The organism is Cupriavidus sp. F041 (assembly GCF_057814235.1).
Genome location: NZ_JBVASY010000002.1, coordinates 3,764,160 through 3,786,960 on the forward strand (window position 1 = coordinate 3,764,160; position 22,801 = coordinate 3,786,960).

Below are 22,801 nucleotides of genomic sequence, written 5' to 3' on the forward strand. Positions count from 1 at the left end.
AGACGGTCAGGCGCTAGGCCAGGCAGTCCGCGGCAGCCTGCCGCGGACTGCCGTGGTGACAGGCGGCGTCACTGGTAGTAGCTGGGGCCGCGTAGATGCGCGTGGTCGGGACTGACCCACTCGGATGGGGCCGCGGCAGCGAGCCGGTCGCGGTCGGTTTCGAGCACGCTCTTGACGTGGCGATACTGATACGCGCCCAGTTCCAGAGCGACTGCGCAGGCGGCTTCGAGGCGATCGTTGCCATAACGCTTGGCTAAACTCAGCAGACCTAAACAAGAGCGGTAGCCGTGCTCGGGATGCTTGTACCGTTCGAGCAGGCGCCGCACGACGGCACCGGTGGCGCCGCCGATCTGCTGGCCCCAATGGACGAGCCGCTGCGGCGACCACTCGAGGTGAGCGCGGTGAGCGGCGGGCATATGCTCGGCCACGGTAGTGAAGCCGCCCGCAGTCGCGCGCAGATGGGCCGCAACGCGCTGGCCGCGATGCAGCAGTTCGACGGCGTGTGAGGTGATGCGGGCGTCCAGCGTCTGACCGACCAGCGCGTGCGGCACGCTGTAGCGATGCTTGTTGATCTCGACGTGGTGGTCGATATGAACCTTGACGGTGCGGAACTGGGCGATCTCGTAGGGAATCGCCGGCAACGGGCGCAGCGCCGGGGCGTCCAATGCAGCGAAGGCGCTGGCGCGGCTGCCCGGCAGCTTCTGGAAGGGGCGGTCATTCAGCGTGGGCAACAGCGCGGCGATCGCGCAGTCGACCGCGTACACGGTCTCGAAACGCTGATGGCGCAGCCGCGCCATGATCCAACGTTCAACTATCTGGACCGCGACTTCGACCTTAGCTTTGTCCTGCGGCCGCCGCGCCCGGGCCGGGAGCACCGACGTGCCGTAATGGCGCGCGAAGTCGAGCACGGTGTCATTGGCGCGCGGCTCATAGCGGTCCGCATTGGCAATCAAGGCACGCGGGTTATCGGGCACGATCAAGTCGGGGCTGCCACCTATAAAGCTCAGGGCGCGCACCATCGAGCCGATCCAATCGACCATCGTCTCGCGCGGCGTGGCGCAGGCGAATGTGTAGCTCGATGCGTCATGTACATAAGACCATAGCGCGTCTAATGCGAACAGCGTTTTTATGCGACGTTGACCGATGCGGTCCAGCGGTTGTGCAGACCAAGCGTGGTTGTCGGCCAAGTCAGACGGAACTGGACTCCACATAAAAAAGGAGGTCTCCTGCACGTGGGCATACCACTTCAGGAGCCGTCATGGGTACGCTTCCTTCGCTTCACGCTGTACCAGCCTCGTGGCTGCGCGACAGCGTTCTCGCTCCGTACATCGGTGCCTATTGGCAGCATCTCGTCAGGCGAGGCTACGCCGATCACACCGCAAGGATGTACTTGTACTGCATCGCTCACTTCGCCCGCTGGATACGACGCAGTCGGATTGCCGCGTGCGACCTCACAGACGATGCGGTTCGGCGATTTATCGCTGAACACCTCCCGCGCTGTACCTGTCCGCCGCCAGTGCGAAGGCACGCGCGCACGATCCGAGCGGCACTGCGGCATCTGCTCATCGCACTGGATGAGACCGGGGTGCTGCGTAAAGACAAGATTGTTTCCGCGATTGACGATGAACTTCGCCGCTTCGATGAATACATGAACCGTGCTCGCGGACTGGCGCGAAGCACGCGAATGCAACGTCTCAACATCCTGCGAGCCTTCCTGCACCAGAGCCACGGTGCAGGCTCACGCGTGCCGATCTGTCCTACCCAGGACGAACTGCGCCGGTTCATCGACAGACAGCTTCGGCGACTGTGTCCGGCCAGCGCAAAGGTTGTTGCGGGAACGCTTCGCGCGTATCTCCGCTATCGAGCAACACTGGGGGACTCGGTGGTGCACTTGCTGCCGGTCATCACATCACCGGCGAACCGGCGCTTGGCGGCATTGCCGCAGACGCTGTCGCAGCAGGAGGTTTTGCAGCTGCTTGACGCCTTCCCACACGGGTTGCCATCCAGGCATCGCGCTTACGCCATGGTCCGCTGTCTCGTCGATCTGGGCCTGCGAGCCGGCGAAGTTGTCACCATCGATCTGGACGACATCGACTGGGAAGCGGGAACGCTTCGCATCGCCAAGAATAAGTCGCGTCGAGTAGACGTGCTGCCGTTGCCGCAGACCACGGGCCAGGCCATCGCAACCTATCTTCGCGCGGAGCGACCTCCGACGGCAAGCAGGCGAGTCTTTGTTCGCCATGTCGCGCCGGTCGATGCCCCGATCGGTCCCGAGGTGCTACGCAAGATTGTGCGCGAGGCCTATCGGCGCAGCGGACTACCCCATACGAGGGTACACATATTGCGCCACACGCTGGCCAGTCGGATGCTCGCCAGCGGAAGCACCCTCAAGGAAGTCGCCGATGTGCTGCGTCATCGTGAGCTCGACACGTCAATGATCTACACGAAGGTCGACATGGTTCGCCTATCGGCCGTGGCGATGCCCTGGCCAGGAGGTGTGACATGAGCACCGGCAACAACGCGATCCAGGCAGCTGTCGAATGCTATCTGAAGCAGCGCCGACAGCTCGGCTTCGAATTGGGCATCACCGGCCAGCAACTGATGCGCTTTGCCAGGTACGCAGATGCCCGCGGGCATCAAGGGCCTCTGACACTCGACCTGCAACTCGGCTGGGCGCGCGAGCATGTCAAGCGCACCGGACCGGTGACCTGGGCTCGCAGGCTGGAAGTCGTTCGACCTTTCGCGGCATACTACCGCCAGTTCCAGCCGGACACCGAGATCCCTGACTTACACACCTTCGGGCCATGCCATCGGCGCTTAGCGCCGCACATTTACACCGGGCAGGAAGTGTGCGATTTGCTCGAGCAGGCGGGTCGCCTGCCCCCGTTGGACGGAGTACGACCCGCGACCTACCGGGCGCTGTTCGGCCTTATCGCCTCCGTCGGGCTTCGGCTCTCAGAAGCCTTGAACCTTCGTGATGGGGACGTCGATTTGCGACGTGCTTGTCTGACCGTGCGTCACACCAAGTTTAAAAAAGCGCGTTGCCTGCCGTTGCACAGCAGTGTCGTACAAGCGCTCAACGAATACCGGCAACTTCGTGATCGGCGTGTCGAAACCCGTGCAGACATGCCGTTCTTCGTGTCGCAATCGGGCTGCGCCCTGCCGAAGAGGACGGTTCAAGACGTCTTCGTCCAACTGCGTCGGCAATTGGCTTGGCAGGCACGCGGGGACTACCCGCATCCGCGCATTCAGGACCTGCGCCACAGTTTCGCCGTGGCTCGATTGCTGCGATGGTATGAGACAGGAGCGACCGTCGATCATGCCGTGCTCTGGTTATGCACTTACCTTGGTCATGCCAGCATCTCGGACACTTACTGGTACCTCAGCGGGACGCCTGAACTGATGTCAGTGGTGGGCGCGAGGTTCGAGAATTTTGCATTGGAGGAGATTCGTCATGCGTAGCTCAGTCTCGCCCACCTTCGGCGGCTTGGTGCAGGAGTTCTTCACTGACTACATGGTGCAGCAACGAGCGCTCAGCCCCAGTACCGTCGCGTCCTATCGCGATGCCTTCTTGCTTATGTTGCATTTCGCCGAGCAACACCTCGGCAAGTCGCCATCGGCCTTGCTGTTGGCCGACATTGACGCGAAGTTCCTGGCAAGTTTCCTCGAGCACCTGGAACGAGACCGCCACAACACGGTACGCAGTCGCAATATCCGCCTGGCGGCGATACGGTCGTTCCTGCGATTCGCCGCTCGTCGCGATCTCTCGAACCTGCGTGTCATTGAGCAGGCGCTGGCGGTTCCAATGAAACGCTTCGACAGACCAATGATAGGATTCCTGTCAAGGGAGCAAATGCTGGCAGTCATGGACATTTCGACGGCGAGCTGGCTCGGTCATCGAGATCGACTGATGGTGACCTTGCTTTATAACACCGGCGCTCGGGTATCGGAGATCGTTGGTGTTCGGGTCGGCGATGTCATCCTTGGCCCGATATCCTTCATTCATCTGCATGGCAAGGGACGCAAGCAGCGGTCGCTGCCGCTTTGGAAGAGCACAGCCCGAGATGTTCGCGACTGGCTTGGCCGTAATCCGCAGCTGACCGAGCGATCGCCGCTGCTGCCCACACGTCAGGGCAATGCAATGAACCGAGCCACGGTCTGTCAGCGGCTGAAGCTGGCGACCAAGGCAGCGTCAGATCGGCATCCCGAACTCGCTAACGTCAAGGTATCCCCGCACCGCATCAGGCATTCGACCGCAATGGCGATGCTGCAGTCCGGTGTATGGCCCACTGAGATTGCGTTGTGGCTCGGTCACGAGAGCCCGACGACGACGCACATGTACGTCGAGGCGGACCTCGAGATGAAGGAACGCGCGCTCGCTCGATTGAATCCGCCAGATGTGAAGCGAGCTCGGTACCAGCCACCCGAGACGCTTCTGCGATTCCTGAAGTCGCTGTGATTATGTGAACCAAATGGAGGACACGCCGCGCTTCCAACCGAGCGCGGCCCCTCGCTCGTCTCAGCCGGATTTACATAAAAACGCTGTTCGCATTAGATGCGCCCAATGCTGCGACGAACACATGGGCACGCGTGCCATCGGCCACCGCGATGGTCGGGCCAGCATAGTCGACAAACAGCTTCTCGCCGGCCTTGTGGACCTGGCGCATCGAGCGCTTCAGGCTCTTGGCCCACGTGTGGTAGTGCTCGCAGAATTGCGTGTGGCGGTAGGTCTTGCCGCCGGGGTGGGCGTCGACATATTCCTGCCACAGCAGCGTCAGCGTGACGCCCTTGCGACGCAACTCCTGGTGTATCCGCGCATAGTCCGGCGGCACGTAGGCGCTGCCACGTGAACCGGGCAGCAGACGCGCTGCGATCGCCGCCTCGTCGAGGTCACGTAGCTGGTCCCATGCCAGCCCGGCATCCGCGGCGAGCGACACGTACTTGGATACCACTCCTTTGGAAATTTGCAGCGTCGCCGCGATGCGAGAGTGTGAAAGCTGAGACTCATGCTTGAGTCGTAACACGTCTTTGATCATGCGTATCGTCATTGGGGGTGTGGGCATCGCTTCTCCGTGTAAAAACGGGGAAGGTTATCCACAACCGGGGTTGAACAATACGCAACATCTCCACGCCGATCATCCCGAGGCAGACACCGCGAAATCGGCGGCGGATGACGCCTCAGCGGGCTGGTCACGATCGCCGGAAAGACCGGTCACGATCAGCCGGAAATGCTGGTCACGATGCCGGAATCACCGGTCACGATAATCCGGAATCACTGGTCACGCTCAGCCGGAATACGCACAGGTCCTTGAGGAAAACCGAGCGCGCATCGGCCACGCCATCGCCATCGGTGTCGCGCAACAGCGTAATGCGATCGGCACTCGGCACCCCCGCGCCGGCGCGCTTCATCACCTGTTTCATTACCCAGCCCCTGATGCCCTTGCCATCGTCGGGCTTTGGCGGTGCGTTGGTCTCGGCAACCAGCACATCGCCATTGGGCAACACGTAGAGCCAGCGGGGATGATCCAGTTTGTCGGCAAACGCCACGGCGGACAGGCCGTCCGCTGCCACCGGCTTGGCGCCATCGGCCCAGCCCTTCGCAGGGGCGATGTGCACGGTCGGCAGCATGGTCTTGTTCGGCGCCGGCAACTGCGGCGTGAAGCCGGTGCCGGCTGACACTGGCAGGGTTGCGGTTTCGCCGCACGCCGCCAGGCCGGTCACCATCAGCACGCTCAGCGACAGGATGGATAGACGCGGCACGACCATGTTCGGCTCTCCGGAAAGACGCGCCTCGCCCCGGGCGCATGCGCCCCCGGAGTGCGAATGCGCGATGAACGCAAGCGGCCGGCCCAGCCTGGCACCGGTAGCCGGAGGACGCCCTCGCCTTCACTATAGGATGCAAGCGGCGCAACTTCTGTCGGGATGCCTGAAGCCGCGCGTAGGACAAAGGCGATGCGTGCGATGCCATCGCCTGTCCCGCGCCTGGCGCGGGGAACCCCGCGTCGGAAAAGCTGGCGTTGGAGGCTTACAGTTGCCGGCTTGCGAATCGCTCAATCGCAAGAGTAGCGGAACGCGTCATTCAGGTTCAGCGGCAGCACCAGCGTGCGAAGTTGCACCGCCTTTGCCAAAGCACACAGCGTTGCGCGCGTCGCCGCATCCTTGTACTTCGAGGCGTACTCCACGTTGAACACCGCCTTGCCCTGGGCCGTGAACGGCGTGTAGGTAGCGCACTCCTTATACTGGAAGCACTGCTCGTTCACCGCGAAATCGAAATCCGTCGCCAGTTGCCCAATCTGGTCCACATCGTTCTTCAGGCCCACGGCCAGCCCGCGCGCATGCGCCTCGGCTGCGAGAAAAAGGTTGTAGTCCAGTTGCGTGGCCGCTGTCAGCGGGAAACCCGGCTTGTTGGTATAGCCGTCGACGTTGTCCGGGTCCACGCCATCGCAACCCTTCGACTTCGCCAGATCCATGCGCGCCTGCATGATCTTGCGGACGTTGGCCGAGCGCGTATCCAGCCAGCGTTCTCCTGCCCAACCCGACAGGGCCTTGCCCACGTCGGCCGCCGCAAACTGCTTGAAATCCGGGCGCCAGTTTTCTGAGCTGCCAGCGGAGAAATAGCAGACTACGCGCTTGCCCTGCGCCTTCAGCGCATCAACGGTCACTTGCGGCGTATCAAAGAGATCGATGTCGTAGACCTGTGCCGGATAGCTGGTGTTGACCGTACCGGTGAGTTGCAATTGCCAGGTGTCCGCTGACGTCGGCATCCAGCGCGAGACTGCCAGCGTTTGCGCCAAGGGTGACAAGGGCAACAAGCTAGAGGCTGTCGCATTTACCGCCGACACGGATTTGACCGAGGCGTCTGGTTCCGCAGACGAGCCATCTCCACCGCAAGCCGTCAGCGATGCGATCGAGACCATCCATACCATGCGTGCAAGTTTACGGCTCACTCTAGGATTGCTTTGGTTGGCCGACGAGATGGGGTGGGCAATGCGCATCGAATGCGGCACAGAACGCCTGTGCGGCGGCGCCCACTGCCAGCATGACTGGCCGCCATTGACCGCGGGTCGTCTGCCGAAAGAGCCTGGCGTTCGAATACCAGGGGCTGTCCTCCCGGTTCAGTTGCCAGCGCCAGTCAGGCGTGAACGGCAGCAAGATCCAGACCGGCTTTCCCAGCGCCCCGGCGAGGTGGGCAACCGCGGTGTCGACGCCGATCACCAGGTCGAGTTCGGCGATAAGCGCCGCCGTATCGGAAAACGAGCCGAGTTGCGCTGCCGGGTCGCGCAGTGCGCCGAAGTCTCGCATGGCATCGCAATCACTGTCCCGGATCTCCTTTTGCAGCGAGATGAAGCTGGCATCGCAATCGAACACCGGTGCCCAGTCTTGCAGCCTGGTCGAGCGATTGTGGTCATTGAGATGCCAGGTACTGCCGCTCCATACCACCCCGATCCGCGGTCGCCTGGTGGGCCCAACGGATTCAGGCGGCTTCGCCAGCCAGGCACGCCAATGCGTCCGCAGTGCGGGGTCGGCCTGCAGGTAGGGGGTTTCCGCGGGGATACTGGCTGTCATCGCTCGCAGCGCATGTGGCAGGCTCAGCAAGGGACAGTGATAGTCAAAGGCAGGGACGGTTTCGCCCTCCCCGATCACTTCGCTTGCGCCCGGGGTTTCGGCCAGCAGTGTGCGCAGGGCATCCTGGACACGTAGCACGACCGTGGCGCCAGTGCCTTCCAGCAAACGGATGTAGCGCACGAATTGCAGCGTGTCGCCGAAGCCCTGTTCGTTGTGGATGAGCAGGGTTTTGCCCGCAAGCGGCGTCTCCCCCAGCCAGATCCGTTCGCCGAAGGCATGGTGCTGGCCGCCGTCTCGCCAGCGCCATTCATACTCCCGCCAGCCGTGTTCGAACTGGCCAAGCAGCAGATTGGTCTGGGCGCGGTTCGTTCTCGCCCCGACATTGTTGGGATCTAGCTGCACCGCCTTCTTATACATGCGCATGGCTTCATCGAAGCGATGCAGGTCGCGCAGTGCAACCCCCAGGTTGACATAGGCGTCCACGCAATCCGGCTTCATCTCGATGACACGCCGATATTCCGCTATTTCGGCGTCATAGCGGCCGAGCAGGCCCAGGGCGCGGCCCATGTTGTAGCGGATCTCCCAGGCTCCTGGATTGAGGACTGCGGCTTGCTGCAGCCTGTCGAGCGCCCGCTCGTGTTCGCCGAGCGCCGACAGCGAGATCGCCGCCGCGTGCAGCAATGCCAGTTGGCGCGGTGCGAGCGCTATGCCCTGCTCCAGCAATTCGACGGCGCGGTGGTGATTGCCGGCCGCCTGGCTGACAAGCCCGGCAATGTGGCAGCGTTCCGCGGTTGCCGGGAGGATAGCGAGGGCTCGGTCAAAGTATTCGGCGGCGAGGGCGGGGTTCCGCTGCCTGGCGGCGATGTAGGCCAGCCCCTCAAGGGCATCGCCCTGCGCGGGATCCGCGGCGACGACTTCAAGCAGGATTTGGGCGGCGACGTCTAGCCGGCCTTCAGCGAAATGACGCTGTGCCGCGTCGAGTTGCGTGGCGATAGGCTGAGGCATCGCTCAGTGACTCCCTTTGTTGCCAATTGATGAAGATCCGCATCCCGACCGGACGGGCACGACGCCGACTTGCGTTGATAGACGCTACGCCCATCGGGAAGCGCGTAGTGTATCCAATGCCGGCGGGGTCAGCTCCATGCCTTGGTGCTCTTGGTGTTGTAGTTCCGGTTCGACGGAGGAGCACGCCGAAATCCGCTTGCAAGGCGGTTATACGGAAGCCAGAAAGCACAAAGGGTTACAACGAAAACGCTGTAACCCTTTGATTAAATTGGTGCCGGCTGCAGGACTCGAACCCGCCACCTGATGATTACAAATCACCGCCAGTCGACATTCCCTTACGGTGATCGACAGCCATGTAACCGGCAAAACCCTTATAGGAAAAGGAAAAAACGGCGATACCCGGTGATTAAATAGTTGACCGGAGTGGATCGAATACCTCACACTTGGGTTACATGGCGGTTACATGGAACCGTGTAACCCGGTTTGTGGGATTACAGGATGGCAAAGATCAACTTCACCGCTGCACGCGTAGAGGCTTACGGCTGCCCCGAAGGCAAGGCACAAGCCTTCCTGTGGGACGCGGTATCGCCTGGCCTCGGCCTTCGGGCGACTGCCAGCGGGGCAAAGTCATACATCTTCCAGGGCAAGATTCACGGGCAGACCGTACGCCTGACCATTGGAGACCCGCGCAGTTGGACGATCAGCAAGGCCCAGGAGGAAGCGAGGCGCCTGCAAACGCTGATCGATGCCGGCCAGGATCCGCGCGAGGTCAAGGCGGAGCAACGGGCCAGCTATGAAGCGAGGCGGGCTACGGCACTAAGGGAGAGCGCGACCGTGGCCGACGCATGGGCTGACTATCTCGACCACTTGCATACCAAGATCTCCCCGAAAACCAAGAAGCCAAGGTCCGCGACCTATATAAACGACCACATCAAGCTTGCCGCGGCAGGTGGGATGCCGGCCAAGCGTGGCAGCAAGCAAACCGAACGCGGACCGCTTTACCCACTAATGGCGCTGAAGCTTTCCGGCCTGACAGCCAAAACGCTTGGTACATGGCTGGAATCCGAGGTGCCCGTTCGGCCAACCAGTGCCGCATATGCCTTCCGGATGCTTAAAGCATTCGTCCGGTGGTGCGAAGGACAAGATAAGTACGCAGGCATTATCGCGACCGACAGCTGCACCTCACCCAAGGTGACAGGCGTCCTGCCAAGCAGCAATACCAAAGACGGCGATAGCCTTCAGCGGGAACAATTGGCCGCCTGGTTCTCTGCCGTGCGCGCCCTGCACAACCCCGTGCAGTCCGCCTATCTGCAAGGCCTGCTCATCACCGGCGCACGCCGGGAAGAACTGGCGGCTTTGCGTTGGGAAGACGTGGATTTTCAATGGCGAAGTTTACGCATTGCCGACAAGATAGAAGCCGGGCGCGTGATTCCCCTCACGTCCTATCTGACATCCCTATTGCTGGACCTGAAACGCCGCAACGACACCCCGCCAAATGCGCGCCGCCTGCGCAGCCTTGCAGCGCGCGGCGAGAAATGGGAGCCTTCTCCCTGGGTATTCCACAGCCTCAACGCAGCGAAAGGCCGGATTGCCGAACCCAGGTATGCACACAACCAGGCCATCAAAGCAGCCGGCCTGCCCCATGTGACGTTGCACGGCCTGCGCCGCTCGTTCGGTACTCTGTCCGAATGGTGTGAGGTTCCTGTGGGCATTGTGGCACAGATTCAAGGCCACAAGCCTAGTGCATTGGCGGAGAAGCACTATCGGCGCCGGCCGCTCGACATGCTGCGGATGTGGCACGACAAGATCGAGGCGTGGATGCTGGAGCAAGCGCGGATCGACTTTCAGCCGGAGCCCCCTACCACACCAAGTCTTCGCGCCAAAACATCAATGCCATAGAAAGGGCGGAGAAACTGAAAATCGTGCTCCGGACGGCTCAATTCGGGCGGTCGTCGAAGGTCGAGCCACGAGGTACCAATCTGGAAGTGCCTAAACGACATGAACAAGCATCCAACCTTGCCGCAGCGCCTCGTTGAGGGCGCAAAGCGCCACATGACGCTAAGTGAATATCTTGGTCTTCAGACATGGACACCCATGATGGGAGCCTTGCTAGTCTGCGGGATTCATCCTCCGCATCAAGGCAACGAGATCCCCTCCGGCGGGATAAGCCTCGATGGCAAGCAGCTTCACGCTGGGGATACAGGTTTTCATAAGGCTCGTCGCATTCTGGCGGACTGGTGGGATTGGTGCGAGGACCGAGGCAATTTCGTGTACGAAGTCCACCCTATCGCATTCTTGAACTGGTGCGAGGAAGAAGACATCCAAACCGACTGGATTTGCTTGTTTAATGACGTCGCAGGATGTCCGCCAAATGCTGGCTCAGTCGATCGTACCCCCCCAACGGTTGCGACGCAGATTATCTCCAATGCGCTTTCTGGCGCCATGCATCAAGAAAAGATGCTGTTTGATACACCGAAGTCCCTCGTGGACCTCAGGCGCGCCTCAGCCCTTGCTGACCAGCAGAATAGCGGTCAACCAGCACAAACTCCCTACCCGGCGACAGAATTCGAACTGGGCACATCGTCTGCAACGAATTCTAGCAAGCCAGATGACGGAATGACGACCCCTATGGTTGCGGCCGCCTTTGAAGGACTCCATCCGCTGGGTGAGCCGGAGTGGAGCACGGAGAAATGGAAAAGGACCCTGCAGGACGCGAAATGGATTCGTGGAGCGAGGATTCACCAAGGGAAGCGCGGACATGGCGGAAATGCTCCGTCGACGTGGGATCCTGTCTTGGTAGCTGCATGCGCCATCTCGGAAAAACGCCTTCCCTTGGTTGGCTTTCAGAAACGGTTCCATACCCAATCAGCTCTCCGCCCCTGGCTCACCAAGTGGCAGGAATACGAGCATTTGTTAATCACTGAACCATCAAAGTCCGGACGGAAAACCCCGAAAAACGGGTCTCTCTGACCGCAAAGCCTTGCCCAACAAGGCTTTCAATACCCTGCCATCGGCCACCCACGGCTACGGGTTTATAGGATCACCCCAAGCGATTTGCGGTGAAGCATGGCGTATGAGATTGCCCCAACGACATGCCGGCTTCCCACAGCGCGAAACCACGTTTCGTACAGCCTGGAGTCAACTATGGAACCCAAACTCGGCGCCTTCCTACCCACATCCAGTGGGCGCCTTCTGACAACAGAAGAATTTGCAACGGCCATTTCCCTGAAGGCCCAGTCAATTCGCAAGCGTTACTCCCTCACGGGCACCTATCACGGTGTTCGCCCCGTCAAGCTCCCAAATCGCCGCTTGCTCTGGCCTGCCGATTCGATCGAGCAACTCATAAACCGCGTCGGAGGCTAGGGACATCCATCCCATTAATGTCGATTGGCTCACGGCATATTAGTGTACCAATCTGCAACGATCTGCAGCGCAGTGCATTACTTGGCGGCAAACAATCCGCAAGATCAGACAAGATAATGACCGAGCTTAAGAGGAGGCAGGTTAAAAAGTTCACGGGGAGGGCACTGGCCGGTGCCTTAGTTGCATGAGCCACACCAGGATCAATGCAAGGCCACGATCTTATGGAAGGAAAATCGATACAAACTGCGTCCAACATATACAAGCTACGTCGAAACCACACAAATCGCGACCAAAGACGGCTGCTATCGCCCGGTGACCGGATGGTTAGCTCCCTTATCGGATGCTGAACGGATCAAGATGATTCGGCCGTCGGCAGGTGGCGTTTCGACTATGCGAAGCGGTCATAAGTATGTATGTGTGGTGGAGAGTAAGTTCCATGTTTCGCGTGTCGCTCATTTGGTGAGATTGCGGAATTTGCAGCGAGGAAGTACGGAATGAATTATGGGTCTTATGTAATAACAAGTTCATTCATATCCTATCAATGCGATTATTGACGACACGCCCACCGATAATCAACAAAAACAACCAAGTAGCGACTCTCACCTCTAATGCACCCCACCTAATGATTTTAAGGATGGTTAATTATGTCGTACGAAGAAGATGATTTCAGTAAGATTTACGAGTACATCGAGTGGGTGAGAAACACTGAGCGCGGAGAGGTCGACGGTGAAGAGAAACCCAGACTGCTGCAGAGCTTCGGCCTCCACCAATCCTCGCTTGCTGACATGGAGGCGCTGGTAAGAGATATCGAGTTCTCCAAGGGCGGGGTGGGCTTCAAGACCAAGCGTGATACAGCCGGTAGAGCGGTGGCTGTGCCCATGCCGCTCGGCAAGCGCTACTACGCTTCGTTGGTAGCGTTCTTCCGGCACGACGCCTTCTCGGATCGCTATGTGTACAGTCCACACGTGTCGGCTGTCTGCGAGGCGTTCAACGCGTTGGGTCTGGATCGCCATGCGGTTATTTTCCGCGACCCGGGCTCGCGCGATCCCTACACGGGCAAGACGTGTGGCGAAGTGTTTAACGACGTGGTCGCCAAAATCGCTGAGATCGTTGGCTCGCGCTCGTTCAAGGAGCGCTTGCGAACGCGCAAGCGCAACGCGGAGCGCAACGAGGCGAAGGGCCTTGCTCTCGAACAAAAGGTGTTCGAGAGCAAGTCGCGCCAGCTTGTCCTGATGGTGCACTTTGGCTATGAGAAGCAGTACCGCTCGAAGATCACTCTCGAGGAGATCCAGATGCATCGCACGAAGTTCTTTAACAACTGCCGCACAAACAGGTTGCTGCTTGGCATCGTCGACTACATCTGGAAGCTGGAACAAGGCGACGAATCCGGCCTGCATCTGCACATGCTCATCTTCTACACGGCCAACTCTTGCCGCGATGTCTACATCGCTAAGAAGATTGGCGAATACTGGCAGAAGGTGACCGAGGGTATGGGGCAGTACTGGAACAGCAACGCCGCTAAGATGTTTCACGAGAAGCACGGCCACGGCGTCGGTACGGGCGAGATCAACTGGAACGACGAAGCCAAACGCGAGGCGCTGCGTGAAAACATCCGCTACATGACCAAGGCCGACCAGTTCCTGCGCATGAAGTACGGCCCGCATTGCCGGCTGTTCGGGACCAGCCAGGTTCAGGAAAAGAAGAAGCCGGGGCGCCCCCGCAGGCAGCCGGCGCTCAATGCGACCGCAGCAAACGGCACGCAGGCTAATTCGCTCCGTGCCGATTCGCTCGATGAGGAAGATGCCACCATCGAGGATGCGGATCAGAACCGCTAAATCGGACCAAAACGGTTTGGCGTGTCGGGCCCCTGGGGTGGTGGGCATGGTTTGCGGTGCCCATTGCGGCGCTGCAATGGGCTTCGATGAGGCATGTTATTGCGGATTGTGTGAGATCGGCAATCGACAGCCGCTCGCGAGTTTCATTCGTCCGAAGCCCCGGGGGCGACGGGAGCGGCGTGAGAGCGTGCACTTTCAGTGCAGTGCCTGTCTACGTATCGTGCACGGGCGTGGCGCGTCCGCTGCAGAAAGCAGCCAAAAGGAATGCAGATCAGATGGAGAAGGAGTGCATAGTAGATGCTGCGAGCGGGCATGAGATCGCGTCGTTCTCGGATGGTGAACTCATGCGCCGCCTTAAGCTTCGTGCAGCAGAATGCACGCAGAAGTCCATGACGGCTCGGCTCACCGCCGTTTTCGAACTTACGGAGGCGTTGCTTGCCCGCGGCTATGATCGTTCTCAGGCGCGGGACATCCTGATCGAAGCGGGCTGGCACTTCACGCCAGACAGCTTCGACTCGGCCTTGAGTCGCGTGCGCAAACGCCGTTTGCGAACTGATTCCGAACCTGGCCGAATGGATAAGCATGTCAATGACGGCGCTACCGAAGATCAACGTGCGAAAGCGCAGAATGGTCCGAGGGTGTCATCGGCGGATAGGCAGAAGGCGAGGGCTGAGGGCGACGTTGCCCCGCGGTCAGTTGACGGTGCGCATCGTTCGCTTGCGGATATTTTCGCGGAGCGTCGGCGTTTCGTGTCGCCGCATCGTTACCGCTAGCTCCTCGTTCTTGCTGACTGGAGGCCCCTCCTGACTTGCCACCAACGCCAGATTAGTGAAGAGCGGCCCTAAGGGCCGGTGACCGCACGACACCGTATCGCTTGCCGTTCAGGTAGCCGATGCCTTGAAGCTTCAGGCTCAGCGAGCATATTGGGCAACGCAGTTACCACACATCCACTCGCCATCATCATAGATGCCACCGGTCATATCGCCTCGGCTATGGCACCAGCCGCATTGAGCCATGATCCCTTGGTCGCGCTCGATGAAGCTCCCAGAGTCCTGGCGTTCTCGCTGAAATCCGGGCCGAATGGATGGGAGCAGACTCGGATCGGGCTGGCTGGCGAAGCAACCGCAGTTCGTACACCACTGGCCACCGTAGTGCTCGATGGTGCTAGCCCTGTGGCATCGCTCGCAAACCACAGAAGTGCTCGATACTGCACTCACGGGCTCGCATACAAGGTCTTCAATCTGCTCCAATCGCTGGCACTTCAACCCACTCTTGTTGAGGTGTGCAAGCAAGGGATCAAAGCCCTTGTCCTTGGAGAGAACAAAACACTCGGTCTCGGGTGCCGTCTCAATTGTTCGCCCGAGTTGGAAGGCAATGTGGAAATCCAAAGCATTCTTACCGCTGCCCTCAATCTTTTGGAAATCGACTCGCTGGAACCTGTGAGCCGTCGCCGGCTTCCTTGCCGCCTTTGGTGGGTTCTGCTTCGCCCCAACAAAGATGATGGCGCTGAAGCTCTCATCCAGTTGCGAGATGTCAATCTTGTGAATGTTCTCGTAGTCTACCAGCAAGAGCTTCTTGGTCATGTGAAGGGCTTGGTTAAACGAAACGGGCATATTACGCTACGACACCTCTCGCCTGCGCTGGTTGGTTCCACCAAGAGGATGTCGGACAATCTCGCGACCTGACGATGCCTAACGTGAGTTGGTGCGTGGCACAATCACTGAAAGACAAAGGTTGAGCATACGGCCAGCGGCTTGAAGCGCCACCAGTTAAGATCAACAAACGCATTTTGCCGCCGAATGCAACGGTGTGCTGGGGAGCAAGGATGCATATTCAGCACGTAGAGGTTGGCAACTTTAGAAAGCTCAAGGCTGCTCGCATTGATTTTTCGGAGACGAACACAGTTTTCGTCGGTGCCAACAACAGCGGCAAGACTTCAGCAATGGTGGCGCTACGGCGGTTCCTCGTTGATCGGTCTGATTTCTCGATCAACGACTTCACCCTACCGCACTGGGCCAAGATCGACAATGCGGCGGCTGATTGGGAAAAAGGCCTGAGCGGTGAACCTCTTGTGCCGATTGCCTGGGACGAGGTCCTTCCCTTCCTGGACGTGTGGCTGAACGTCCCAGCACATGAATTGCACTACGTACAGAAACTCCTGCCGACACTCGACTGGAACGGCTCCAGTATTGGCGTTCGGTTGCGGCTTGAGCCTAAGGACGAGCAAGCTCTTCAGCAGGAGTATCTGATCGCCAAGCTGGCTGCTGCTGCCGTGATGGCGAAGGCCGACGAGGCATCGTCGGCGTCTGTGGGAATCAAGGCTGCGACCGATGTCGGAGAAGTTGAGGTCGTTGTGCCTATAACGCCCAAATCGACATTTTCCCTTTGGCCGCGCTCGATGATGGATTTTTTGGCACGGCGGTTGCGCTCGACCTTCGAGGTCCGCGCCTATTTGCTGGACCCAGCCGGACTGAAGCCGCCAGAGAATGGACTTGCCCGTCCTCAGCCGTTGCCCGATCACAGCGATCCGATTGACGGCGACCCGTTTCACGGACTTATTCGTATCGACGAGATCAACGCTCAACGCGGATTCGGGCATGCAGGCTCGACCGGCGCGCCGCATGGTGACGATTCCGGTGAAGCCTTCATGGAGCAGCGAACGGGAAAGAAGCTTTCAAATCAGCTTCGCTCCTACTACACACAACACCTCGACCCCTTCGACAACCCGGAGCCGAAGGACCTGCAGGCGCTGCAGGCGCTTCACGAAGCCCAGACTGCGTTCGGGCAGCGCCTCGAGAGTTGCTTTGCCGATGCCCTGAAGGAACTTGAGGATATCGGCTATCCAGGTGTAACCGATCCAAAACTGACCATCACCACCAGCATCAGGCCGATCGACGGACTCAACCACAGCTCAGCTGTGCAGTATGAAGTTCCGACACAGCTAGCCGAGAACGCCAAGGGACACCGGCTCCCCGAGGGCTCGAATGGCCTCGGATACCAGAACCTGGTTTCAATTGTCTTTGCTCTAATGAGCTTCCGCGACAAGTGGATGAAGGTCGGGAAGGCGGGCAAGCAGACGACCGCCGAAGATCTCCTCATCCCGCCACTTCATCTGGTACTCATTGAAGAACCGGAGGCACATCTTCACGCTCAAGTCCAGCAAGTCTTTATCAAACAGGCCTATGCGGTGCTCCGAAAGCACGACAAGCTGAAAGACTCGCAAGTCCTACGGACGCAACTCGTTGTCAGCACGCACTCCAGTCATCTTGCCCACGAAGCGGATTTCGCTTCTCTGCGATATTTCAGACGTCTCCCTGCGCCTGCAGAAGCTGGATCGGTGCCGCTCACCTCAGTCGTCAATCTATCCGAGATCTTTGACGGTCCGGACAAAACCGAACGCTTCGTGAAGCGTTACCTGAAGGCAACGCATTGCGACCTCTTCTTCGCGGACGGCGCGGTCCTTGTCGAAGGACCGGCTGAGCGCATTCTCGTTCCCCATCTCGTCCGCGAGCGCGAGACCTATGCGTACTTGAGGCGCTGCTACATCACATGGCTTGAGATTGGCGGCAGTCACGCGCATCGTCTGCGCTCGTTGATAGAGCATCTCGGGCTGAGCACCCTGATCATCACAGACATCGACGCGAAGCATGGCACTACGAACGCCTCCGTTGTCCCTACACGGGGAGCCGGGCAGAGGGCACGTAACGAGACGCTGAAGACCTGGATACCGACGGAAGAATCCCTTGACCTGCTCCTCGACAAGACGAGCGAGGACAAGGTCTTGATAGAGTCAAGCGGCTACGCGCTTCGCGTCGCATATCAGCAGCCTATATCTATGGTGTTCAAGGATCAGCCCCCCGCCGAGGCCCTGGCCAACACGTTTGAAGACGCATTGGTATACGAGAACCCGGACTTGTTTGCAAAGCTCGATGGACATGGTCTGATTGCCAAATTTCGCGACGCGCTTGCGAATGCTGAGGATCTCGCGGATTTGGCTAAGCGGGCCTCAGAGGCGCTGCAAAATGGAAACAAGGCGGAGTTCGCTCTCGACCTTCTGTACAGCGAGGAGATCAACGATCTGAAAGTGCCCGCATACATCCATGAAGGGCTTTCCTGGCTCGCAGATCAATTGAAGCGCAAAGAAGAAGATGTCATTGGCAAGACGGGGGTGAAGCCATGACATCCCCCGAGTCTATGGCGGCTGAAGACGACGTTGATGCACCCGTCGATGTCGAAATCGCCAGGTGTCTAAATCTCGATGGTCCGCAGAGTTTTTTTCTTTTTGCCGGCGCAGGGTCCGGAAAGACCAGGTCTCTCGTCACCGCACTTCAGAAGGTACAAGCTGACTTTGGCGCGAGGCTGAGACTGAAGGGACAACGCGTTGGTGTTATCACTTACACGAACGCAGCCAGTGAAGAAATCGAAAGACGCTTGGCATACGATCCGACCATCCAGGTGTCGACCATCCACAGCTTCGCCTGGTCACTGATCGATGGGCTGAACCGCGATATTCGCGAATGGCTCCGTCTTGATCTCGCAGCCGACATAGACAAGCTCGGGAAAGAAGAAGCGAAGGGCCGCGCGGGCACCAAGGCCTCCGCGACGCGCATCAGCAAAATTGCATCAAAGACCAAGCGCCTTGCAAACCTCGATTCAGTGAAGCGATTCGTGTACAGCCCTACCGGCGAAAATCGTGGCAGAGATTCACTTAATCACTCGGAAGTGATTCAACTTACGTCGCACTTCCTGACGAACAAGCCTGCCATGCAGAGTATCCTGGTTGGCCGCTATCCGTTCCTGCTGATCGACGAAAGCCAGGACACAAACAAGAACTTGATCGACGCGCTATTCACAGTGCAGGCCGCGCACAAGGAGCGATTTGCCCTCGGTCTGCTCGGTGACATGATGCAGCGCATCTACAGTGATGGCAAGGATGGCCTAGGCCAGAATTTGCCGGGAGACTGGGCGACGCCGACCAAGCAGATGAACCATCGCTGCCCGAGGCGGGTTGTCAGTTTGATCAACAAGGTGCGCAACGCAACTGACAAGCAGCAGCAGAAATGGCGATCCGATAGCGTCGAGGGTTGCGTCCGACTCTACATTCTCCCGAGCGAGACCCCTGACAAGCAGGCCGCCGAGAAGGCAATCAGGGCTCACATGGCCAAGGCATCGGCAGATGACGACTGGAATGATCTGCGGACCTGTAAAACCCTCACCCTCGAACATCGCATGGCCGCGAGGCGCATGGGGTTCCTTGAGATGTTCATCCCACTCTACGAGGTTGAGAGCTGGCGAACAAACTTTCTTGATGGATCGCTTCCAGCCGTCCGCTTTTTCTCCGAAGAGGTCTTGCCGCTCGTCCAAGCAAAACAGCGCGAGGACCGCTTTGCAATAGCGCGCATCGCGCGAGAGCTTTCGCCGCTGCTGAGCGCCGGTGCGTTACGCGCCGCAGACGACAAACAGGCACAGCTTCAACTCGTGTCATCGTCAATCGATCAGCTGATGTCGCTTTGGAAAGATGGTGCTGATCCAACGCTCTCAGAGGTACTCTGTAGCGTCGCTGCGACGAATCTCCTTGTGATACCTGAATCGCTTCAAGCAAATGCTGATCGCGACAAGGTGCTCGATGGTGCCGAACCTGCCGCGGAGGCAGATGACGCCGACCGGCAGAGCGAACGTGCTGCAGCTATCGATGCGTTCCTGAAAGCACCGTTCTCGCAGATCGAGCCGTTTTCCAACTATGTTTCAGGCAAGGCTCATTTCGACACGCATCAGGGGGTAAAGGGTCTACAGTTTGACCGCGTGATGGTGATCATGGACGACGAAGAAGCCCGGGGCTTTACGTTCAAGTACGAAAATCTCTTCGGTGGAAAGGGTGTCGGCGACCCCTCGGTCGAAAGCACTCGGCGGCTTTTCTATGTCACCTGCAGCCGCGCCAGGCAGAGCCTCGCCCTTGTAGCCTACACGTCCTCGCCGGAACGCGTAAGCAAGTTTGCAATCGGTGAAGGCTGGTTTGCCGCTGACGAGATCGTCACGGATCTAGCGTCGTGAATGATCAGGTCAGCGCTAATGCTGCATTGATCAATTTGCGATAGGCAGTATCGATCTGTTGTGGCGCGCAGCGAATGTACTCTTCTGCCGCTATTCGCTCCGCCCCCTTCAGGTCCCGCAGATGAGCAATGATCTCTTCGCCGCTCGGCATCATTCCTTTGCGTGCTTTGTCCTTGAATCCGTACCTGAGATTCGTCCACACCGCTCCCGCAAGATCACGCTGGTCTGCCCAAGCGGCAATCGATTCCGCCTCCTCTCCATGCGCCAAGCCAGTTGACCGATCCCAGAAACCGATATTCGTTTCGATCCATCTTTGCGTCGCGCTTATATATTCGCGCGTGCCGAGTTGCTGCCTCGCGATCATCACGTCAGGTGTGTCCATCAATGTCCATAGGGTTGGCACCGGGGTCACGTCCTTACAGATGACCAGCGTGATCTTGCCACCTGCTGATTCCCTCGCAAATTCAACCGGGAGCATAGGGCCGTCTCGATACCAGCCTCCGATGTGCGGCAACGTCCTGGGGTCCCAGATCAGCGAACCCCAGCCAATGCATGCGATTTTTTTCCATTGAGGGTTCATAGTGTCCTTGTTATCGAGTTGCTCCAGAACCTGCCAGCTTGAGTGGCCGCCTTCAGAACTTGCGGAAAGGCATGGCTCGAGCCGTGTGACGAGGAAGCTGAGCACTAGGCTAGGGGCGACGATCGTTCGGACGCTATTTTACGTGAGTGACCGTGTCCGGCGTTTCAGGGCGCCGCTGCAGCCGTGCGCTGTACCAGGAAGCAAACGTCCGCAATGACCGAACGTCCGCCTGCCTGTGCGAGTAGACGAACGTCCGTTGTGCAACTTGGAACCGGCCGTTCATCTCGCAGCCTGTCGAAGGGCCGAAGTGGATTGCGGATTCGACCGTTGAGTGCAACTCAGAGACAAAAAAAATGACCCGGCAGATGCCCCCATAACGGGGGCGTCGGGTCACACAGAATCTCTAGCTGGAACGCTTCCCCGCCTTGCACCACGACTCCCATTCAGCGACCTGGTCCATCGCAATCATTGCATCCTCGCCCTTCTCCTTCCGATACGCCGCCGTCCAGCCATCGAGACAGACATCGATGCTTGCCGCGGATGCCGATCCCGATTCGGTCTTCCCGCTACCGGACGCTGCAACCTCAACGCCGTTGCTATAGGTCTTTTCGCTGACGAGGTTTCCGTTGGCATCCCACTGCTTGACGACCCCGTTGAGTTTGCCATTCGCATACTCAGCTCGGCCGGTCGGCTTTCCCGTCTGCGGATCGAAAGCTTCCTCTACGCCCTCCATCTGACCTTGCGCGAAGGTGACAGAGTAGAGAGATTGCTTGCCATCTGGCGCGTATCGCACAAATTTGCCATCGTACTTGCCATTTGCCAGCGTCGCTTGCAGGATTCGATTGCCAGTGGCTTCGTCAAAGCCTTCTTCCTTGCCTTGAAGCACTCCGTCTGACCAGGGGGCAATATGAAGAAGCTTGCCCGTGTTGGGGCTGTAGATCTCTTGCTTTCCGTCGGGTTGACCATCCTTGAATGTCACCTCGGAAACAAGATGCTTGCTATCGCGAGGATCGAAGAACTTCAGCGACCCGTCCAGCCGTCCGACACGAAACCCCATCTCAATATGTACGCTCTCGGATTGCGGTGATTTGCATGTTGCCTTGCCGTCGAGCATACCGTCCTTCACATGAACGTCACAGACCGTCCCAAATAGGACGGATAACAACAAACCGTGAGCCAACATGCCAGGTGCGGCCTGCATATTTCCAAGGGACGCGAGGACACTAATGCCAATGGTGCTGGCGATCTTTTCAATTCCCTGTTGAGCGGAGAGAACCTGCATGTTTGGCACGTTTGTCACAGTGCCTGAGAACGGCATGTTCGCATTCCCTGCGAAGACCTTGCCGTTGACGACCTGAGCATTGCGGAAGTCGAGGATCTCTTGCTTGCCGCACGCTGCCAGCCCCAGCGCGGCGCAAGTCATCGAGAGAAGTAGCGGTCGTAGATAGGATTTCATGATTGAGATGGCGATAGATCTGGAAAATGAAAAGAGAGGCGATTCCGTGTTGCCCGCATCAGCGGTGCGAGCACCAAGATCTTGGCGATCGCCTTCATAATTCCCTGAATTCATTGATTTTTCCTGTTTTTGCAAGGATGAGGTTTGCCGATGGACGCCGGTTTGGCGGCTCATCGACATGGTTAACGACCCAAAAGGTTGAATATCAACTTTTAAAGCACTTCATGTCAATAAGGCGATGCCCAACCATTCAGGTGGATAGGAGAGGGCATGAGCAAGGCGGACATGGACCAGTTGGCCGGCGTGGTGGGGCGGGCAATTGCAAGACAGCGGATCGCCGCTAACCTGACGCAGGAACAGGTCGCGGAACGGCTGGGAATTGGCAACGAGGCGGTTTCCCGCATGGAACGAGGCGTGGTGATGCCAACCATCGGGAGGCTTGCCGAACTGGCCGATATCTTTCAGTGCGAAACGTCCGACCTGCTGACGGAGGCCAGTAATCGGTCCAGCGATCAAGCCAACCACCTCGCCCAACTGCTCTCGAAAGTCGGCAGCCATGACCGGGCCATGATCGTGGAAATAGTGGAGAAACTGGCGGCGCGGCTGGCTTGCCGTTGATCCGCGCACCAGTTACCCGTCGCTTCAGTATTCAGCAGGCAGCAACAGGGTCGTCACCGAACGGTCCGCCATTGTGATTACCCAAACTTTCTCGCCTGTCACCAACGTGTAGCTGGACAACAGGCGCATCCCGGTGACAAGGGCGATTTCTCGTCCAATTCGCCCCAGTCGCCGCGCATGTGTCGGACGATCAGGGCAATGGGGTGCGATTTCGCCACCTTCAATGCAGCCAAGGCGCCAGGTGTCGCTAGCAAGCGGCCGAGACGGAATCGGGGCCGGTCCGCACCGCGGTTATAGGACTCAGTCATAAAGCGCTTCTCCAATAGT

Annotated in this window: 16 protein-coding genes and 4 pseudogenes; 11 read left to right on the forward strand and 9 right to left on the reverse strand. The window is 58.9% G+C overall.

All coding sequences use genetic code 11. From position 1 onward, the window contains the following. Positions 1-68: 68 nt before the first annotated feature. Positions 69-1,082: pseudogene (gene istA, locus ACZY0R_RS34715) on the reverse strand (IS21 family transposase); the annotation flags it as partial. A gap of 176 nt (positions 1,083-1,258) precedes the next feature. Here istA and ACZY0R_RS34720 point away from each other — a divergent pair. Genes ACZY0R_RS34720 through ACZY0R_RS34730 form a run of 3 tightly spaced genes read left to right on the forward strand, consistent with a single transcriptional unit; the run spans position 1,259 to position 4,459 of the window. Continuing rightward, complete coding sequence (locus ACZY0R_RS34720) at positions 1,259-2,506, forward strand: tyrosine-type recombinase/integrase (protein WP_488864888.1); 1,248 nt, start codon at positions 1,259-1,261, stop codon at positions 2,504-2,506. Further along, positions 2,503-3,462, forward strand: a complete 960-nt coding sequence (locus ACZY0R_RS34725) for a tyrosine-type recombinase/integrase (protein ID WP_488864890.1) — start codon at positions 2,503-2,505, stop codon at positions 3,460-3,462. Before ACZY0R_RS34720 ends, ACZY0R_RS34725 begins: the two co-directional genes overlap by 4 nt. Further along, on the forward strand, positions 3,455-4,459 hold the full coding sequence (locus tag ACZY0R_RS34730; protein WP_488864892.1) for a tyrosine-type recombinase/integrase: 1,005 nt from the start codon (positions 3,455-3,457) through the stop codon (positions 4,457-4,459). Before ACZY0R_RS34725 ends, ACZY0R_RS34730 begins: the two co-directional genes overlap by 8 nt. Before the next feature lie 91 nt (positions 4,460-4,550). Here the strand turns inward: ACZY0R_RS34730 and ACZY0R_RS34735 are convergent. From ACZY0R_RS34735 to ACZY0R_RS34750, 4 genes and pseudogenes are all read right to left on the reverse strand, one after another. Beyond that, a pseudogene (locus ACZY0R_RS34735) lies at positions 4,551-5,063 on the reverse strand (IS21 family transposase); the annotation flags it as partial. Between the two features lie 238 nt (positions 5,064-5,301). After that, positions 5,302-5,766, reverse strand: a pseudogene (locus ACZY0R_RS34740) (sorbosone dehydrogenase family protein); the annotation flags it as partial. A gap of 284 nt (positions 5,767-6,050) precedes the next feature. Then, positions 6,051-6,917 carry an endo alpha-1,4 polygalactosaminidase gene (locus tag ACZY0R_RS34745; protein WP_488866350.1) on the reverse strand — a complete coding sequence of 289 codons (867 nt, stop codon included), beginning with the start codon at positions 6,915-6,917 and terminating at the stop codon, positions 6,051-6,053. 31 nt (positions 6,918-6,948) lie between these two features. Then, entirely contained in the window at positions 6,949-8,571 is a 1,623-nt protein-coding gene (locus tag ACZY0R_RS34750; RefSeq protein ID WP_488864894.1) for a tetratricopeptide repeat protein, read from the reverse strand. Between the two features lie 498 nt (positions 8,572-9,069). On the opposite strand from ACZY0R_RS34750, the gene ACZY0R_RS34755 reads away from it, so the two are divergent. The 5 genes from ACZY0R_RS34755 to ACZY0R_RS34775 all read left to right on the forward strand — a co-directional run bounded on the left by ACZY0R_RS34755 (position 9,070) and on the right by ACZY0R_RS34775 (position 14,542). After that, positions 9,070-10,470 carry a tyrosine-type recombinase/integrase gene (locus ACZY0R_RS34755; RefSeq protein ID WP_488864896.1) on the forward strand — a complete coding sequence of 467 codons (1,401 nt, stop codon included), beginning with the start codon at positions 9,070-9,072 and terminating at the stop codon, positions 10,468-10,470. 99 nt (positions 10,471-10,569) lie between these two features. Beyond that, entirely contained in the window at positions 10,570-11,541 is a 972-nt protein-coding gene (locus tag ACZY0R_RS34760) for a hypothetical protein (protein WP_488864898.1), read from the forward strand. Between the two features lie 174 nt (positions 11,542-11,715). After that, entirely contained in the window at positions 11,716-11,934 is a 219-nt protein-coding gene (locus tag ACZY0R_RS34765) for a DNA-binding protein (RefSeq protein WP_488864900.1), read from the forward strand. Between the two features lie 644 nt (positions 11,935-12,578). After that, on the forward strand, positions 12,579-13,769 hold the full coding sequence (locus ACZY0R_RS34770) for a YagK/YfjJ domain-containing protein (RefSeq protein WP_488864902.1): 1,191 nt from the start codon (positions 12,579-12,581) through the stop codon (positions 13,767-13,769). 275 nt (positions 13,770-14,044) lie between these two features. Beyond that, positions 14,045-14,542 carry a hypothetical protein gene (locus tag ACZY0R_RS34775; RefSeq protein ID WP_488864904.1) on the forward strand — a complete coding sequence of 166 codons (498 nt, stop codon included), beginning with the start codon at positions 14,045-14,047 and terminating at the stop codon, positions 14,540-14,542. A gap of 138 nt (positions 14,543-14,680) precedes the next feature. Here the strand turns inward: ACZY0R_RS34775 and ACZY0R_RS34780 are convergent, their stop codons facing one another. Next, entirely contained in the window at positions 14,681-15,352 is a 672-nt protein-coding gene (locus ACZY0R_RS34780; protein ID WP_488864906.1) for a PIN domain-containing protein, read from the reverse strand. Positions 15,353-15,594: 242 nt separating this feature from the next. Here ACZY0R_RS34780 and ACZY0R_RS34785 point away from each other — a divergent pair, with 242 nt between their 5' ends. Together ACZY0R_RS34785 and ACZY0R_RS34790 are read left to right on the forward strand one after the other, a co-directional pair. Next, entirely contained in the window at positions 15,595-17,949 is a 2,355-nt protein-coding gene (locus ACZY0R_RS34785) for an AAA family ATPase (RefSeq protein ID WP_488864908.1), read from the forward strand. Further along, the gene (locus ACZY0R_RS34790; RefSeq protein ID WP_488864910.1) at positions 17,946-19,820 is read left to right on the forward strand and encodes a UvrD-helicase domain-containing protein; all 1,875 of its coding nucleotides are present in this window, start codon (positions 17,946-17,948) and stop codon (positions 19,818-19,820) included. Before ACZY0R_RS34785 ends, ACZY0R_RS34790 begins: the two co-directional genes overlap by 4 nt. Before the next feature lie 4 nt (positions 19,821-19,824). Here ACZY0R_RS34790 and ACZY0R_RS34795 read toward each other — a convergent pair whose 3' ends face one another. Beyond that, on the reverse strand, positions 19,825-20,400 hold the full coding sequence (locus tag ACZY0R_RS34795) for a hypothetical protein (protein WP_488864912.1): 576 nt from the start codon (positions 20,398-20,400) through the stop codon (positions 19,825-19,827). A 403-nt stretch (positions 20,401-20,803) separates the two neighbouring features. Further along, positions 20,804-22,036, reverse strand: a complete 1,233-nt coding sequence (locus ACZY0R_RS34800; RefSeq protein WP_488864914.1) for a toxin-antitoxin system YwqK family antitoxin — start codon at positions 22,034-22,036, stop codon at positions 20,804-20,806. Positions 22,037-22,126: 90 nt separating this feature from the next. On the opposite strand from ACZY0R_RS34800, the gene ACZY0R_RS34805 reads away from it, so the two are divergent. Continuing rightward, the gene (locus tag ACZY0R_RS34805; RefSeq protein WP_488864916.1) at positions 22,127-22,474 is read left to right on the forward strand and encodes a helix-turn-helix domain-containing protein; all 348 of its coding nucleotides are present in this window, start codon (positions 22,127-22,129) and stop codon (positions 22,472-22,474) included. A gap of 24 nt (positions 22,475-22,498) precedes the next feature. On the opposite strand, the pseudogene ACZY0R_RS34810 reads toward ACZY0R_RS34805, so the two are convergent. Beyond that, a pseudogene (locus ACZY0R_RS34810) lies at positions 22,499-22,782 on the reverse strand (hypothetical protein). Positions 22,783-22,801 lie beyond the last annotated feature (19 nt).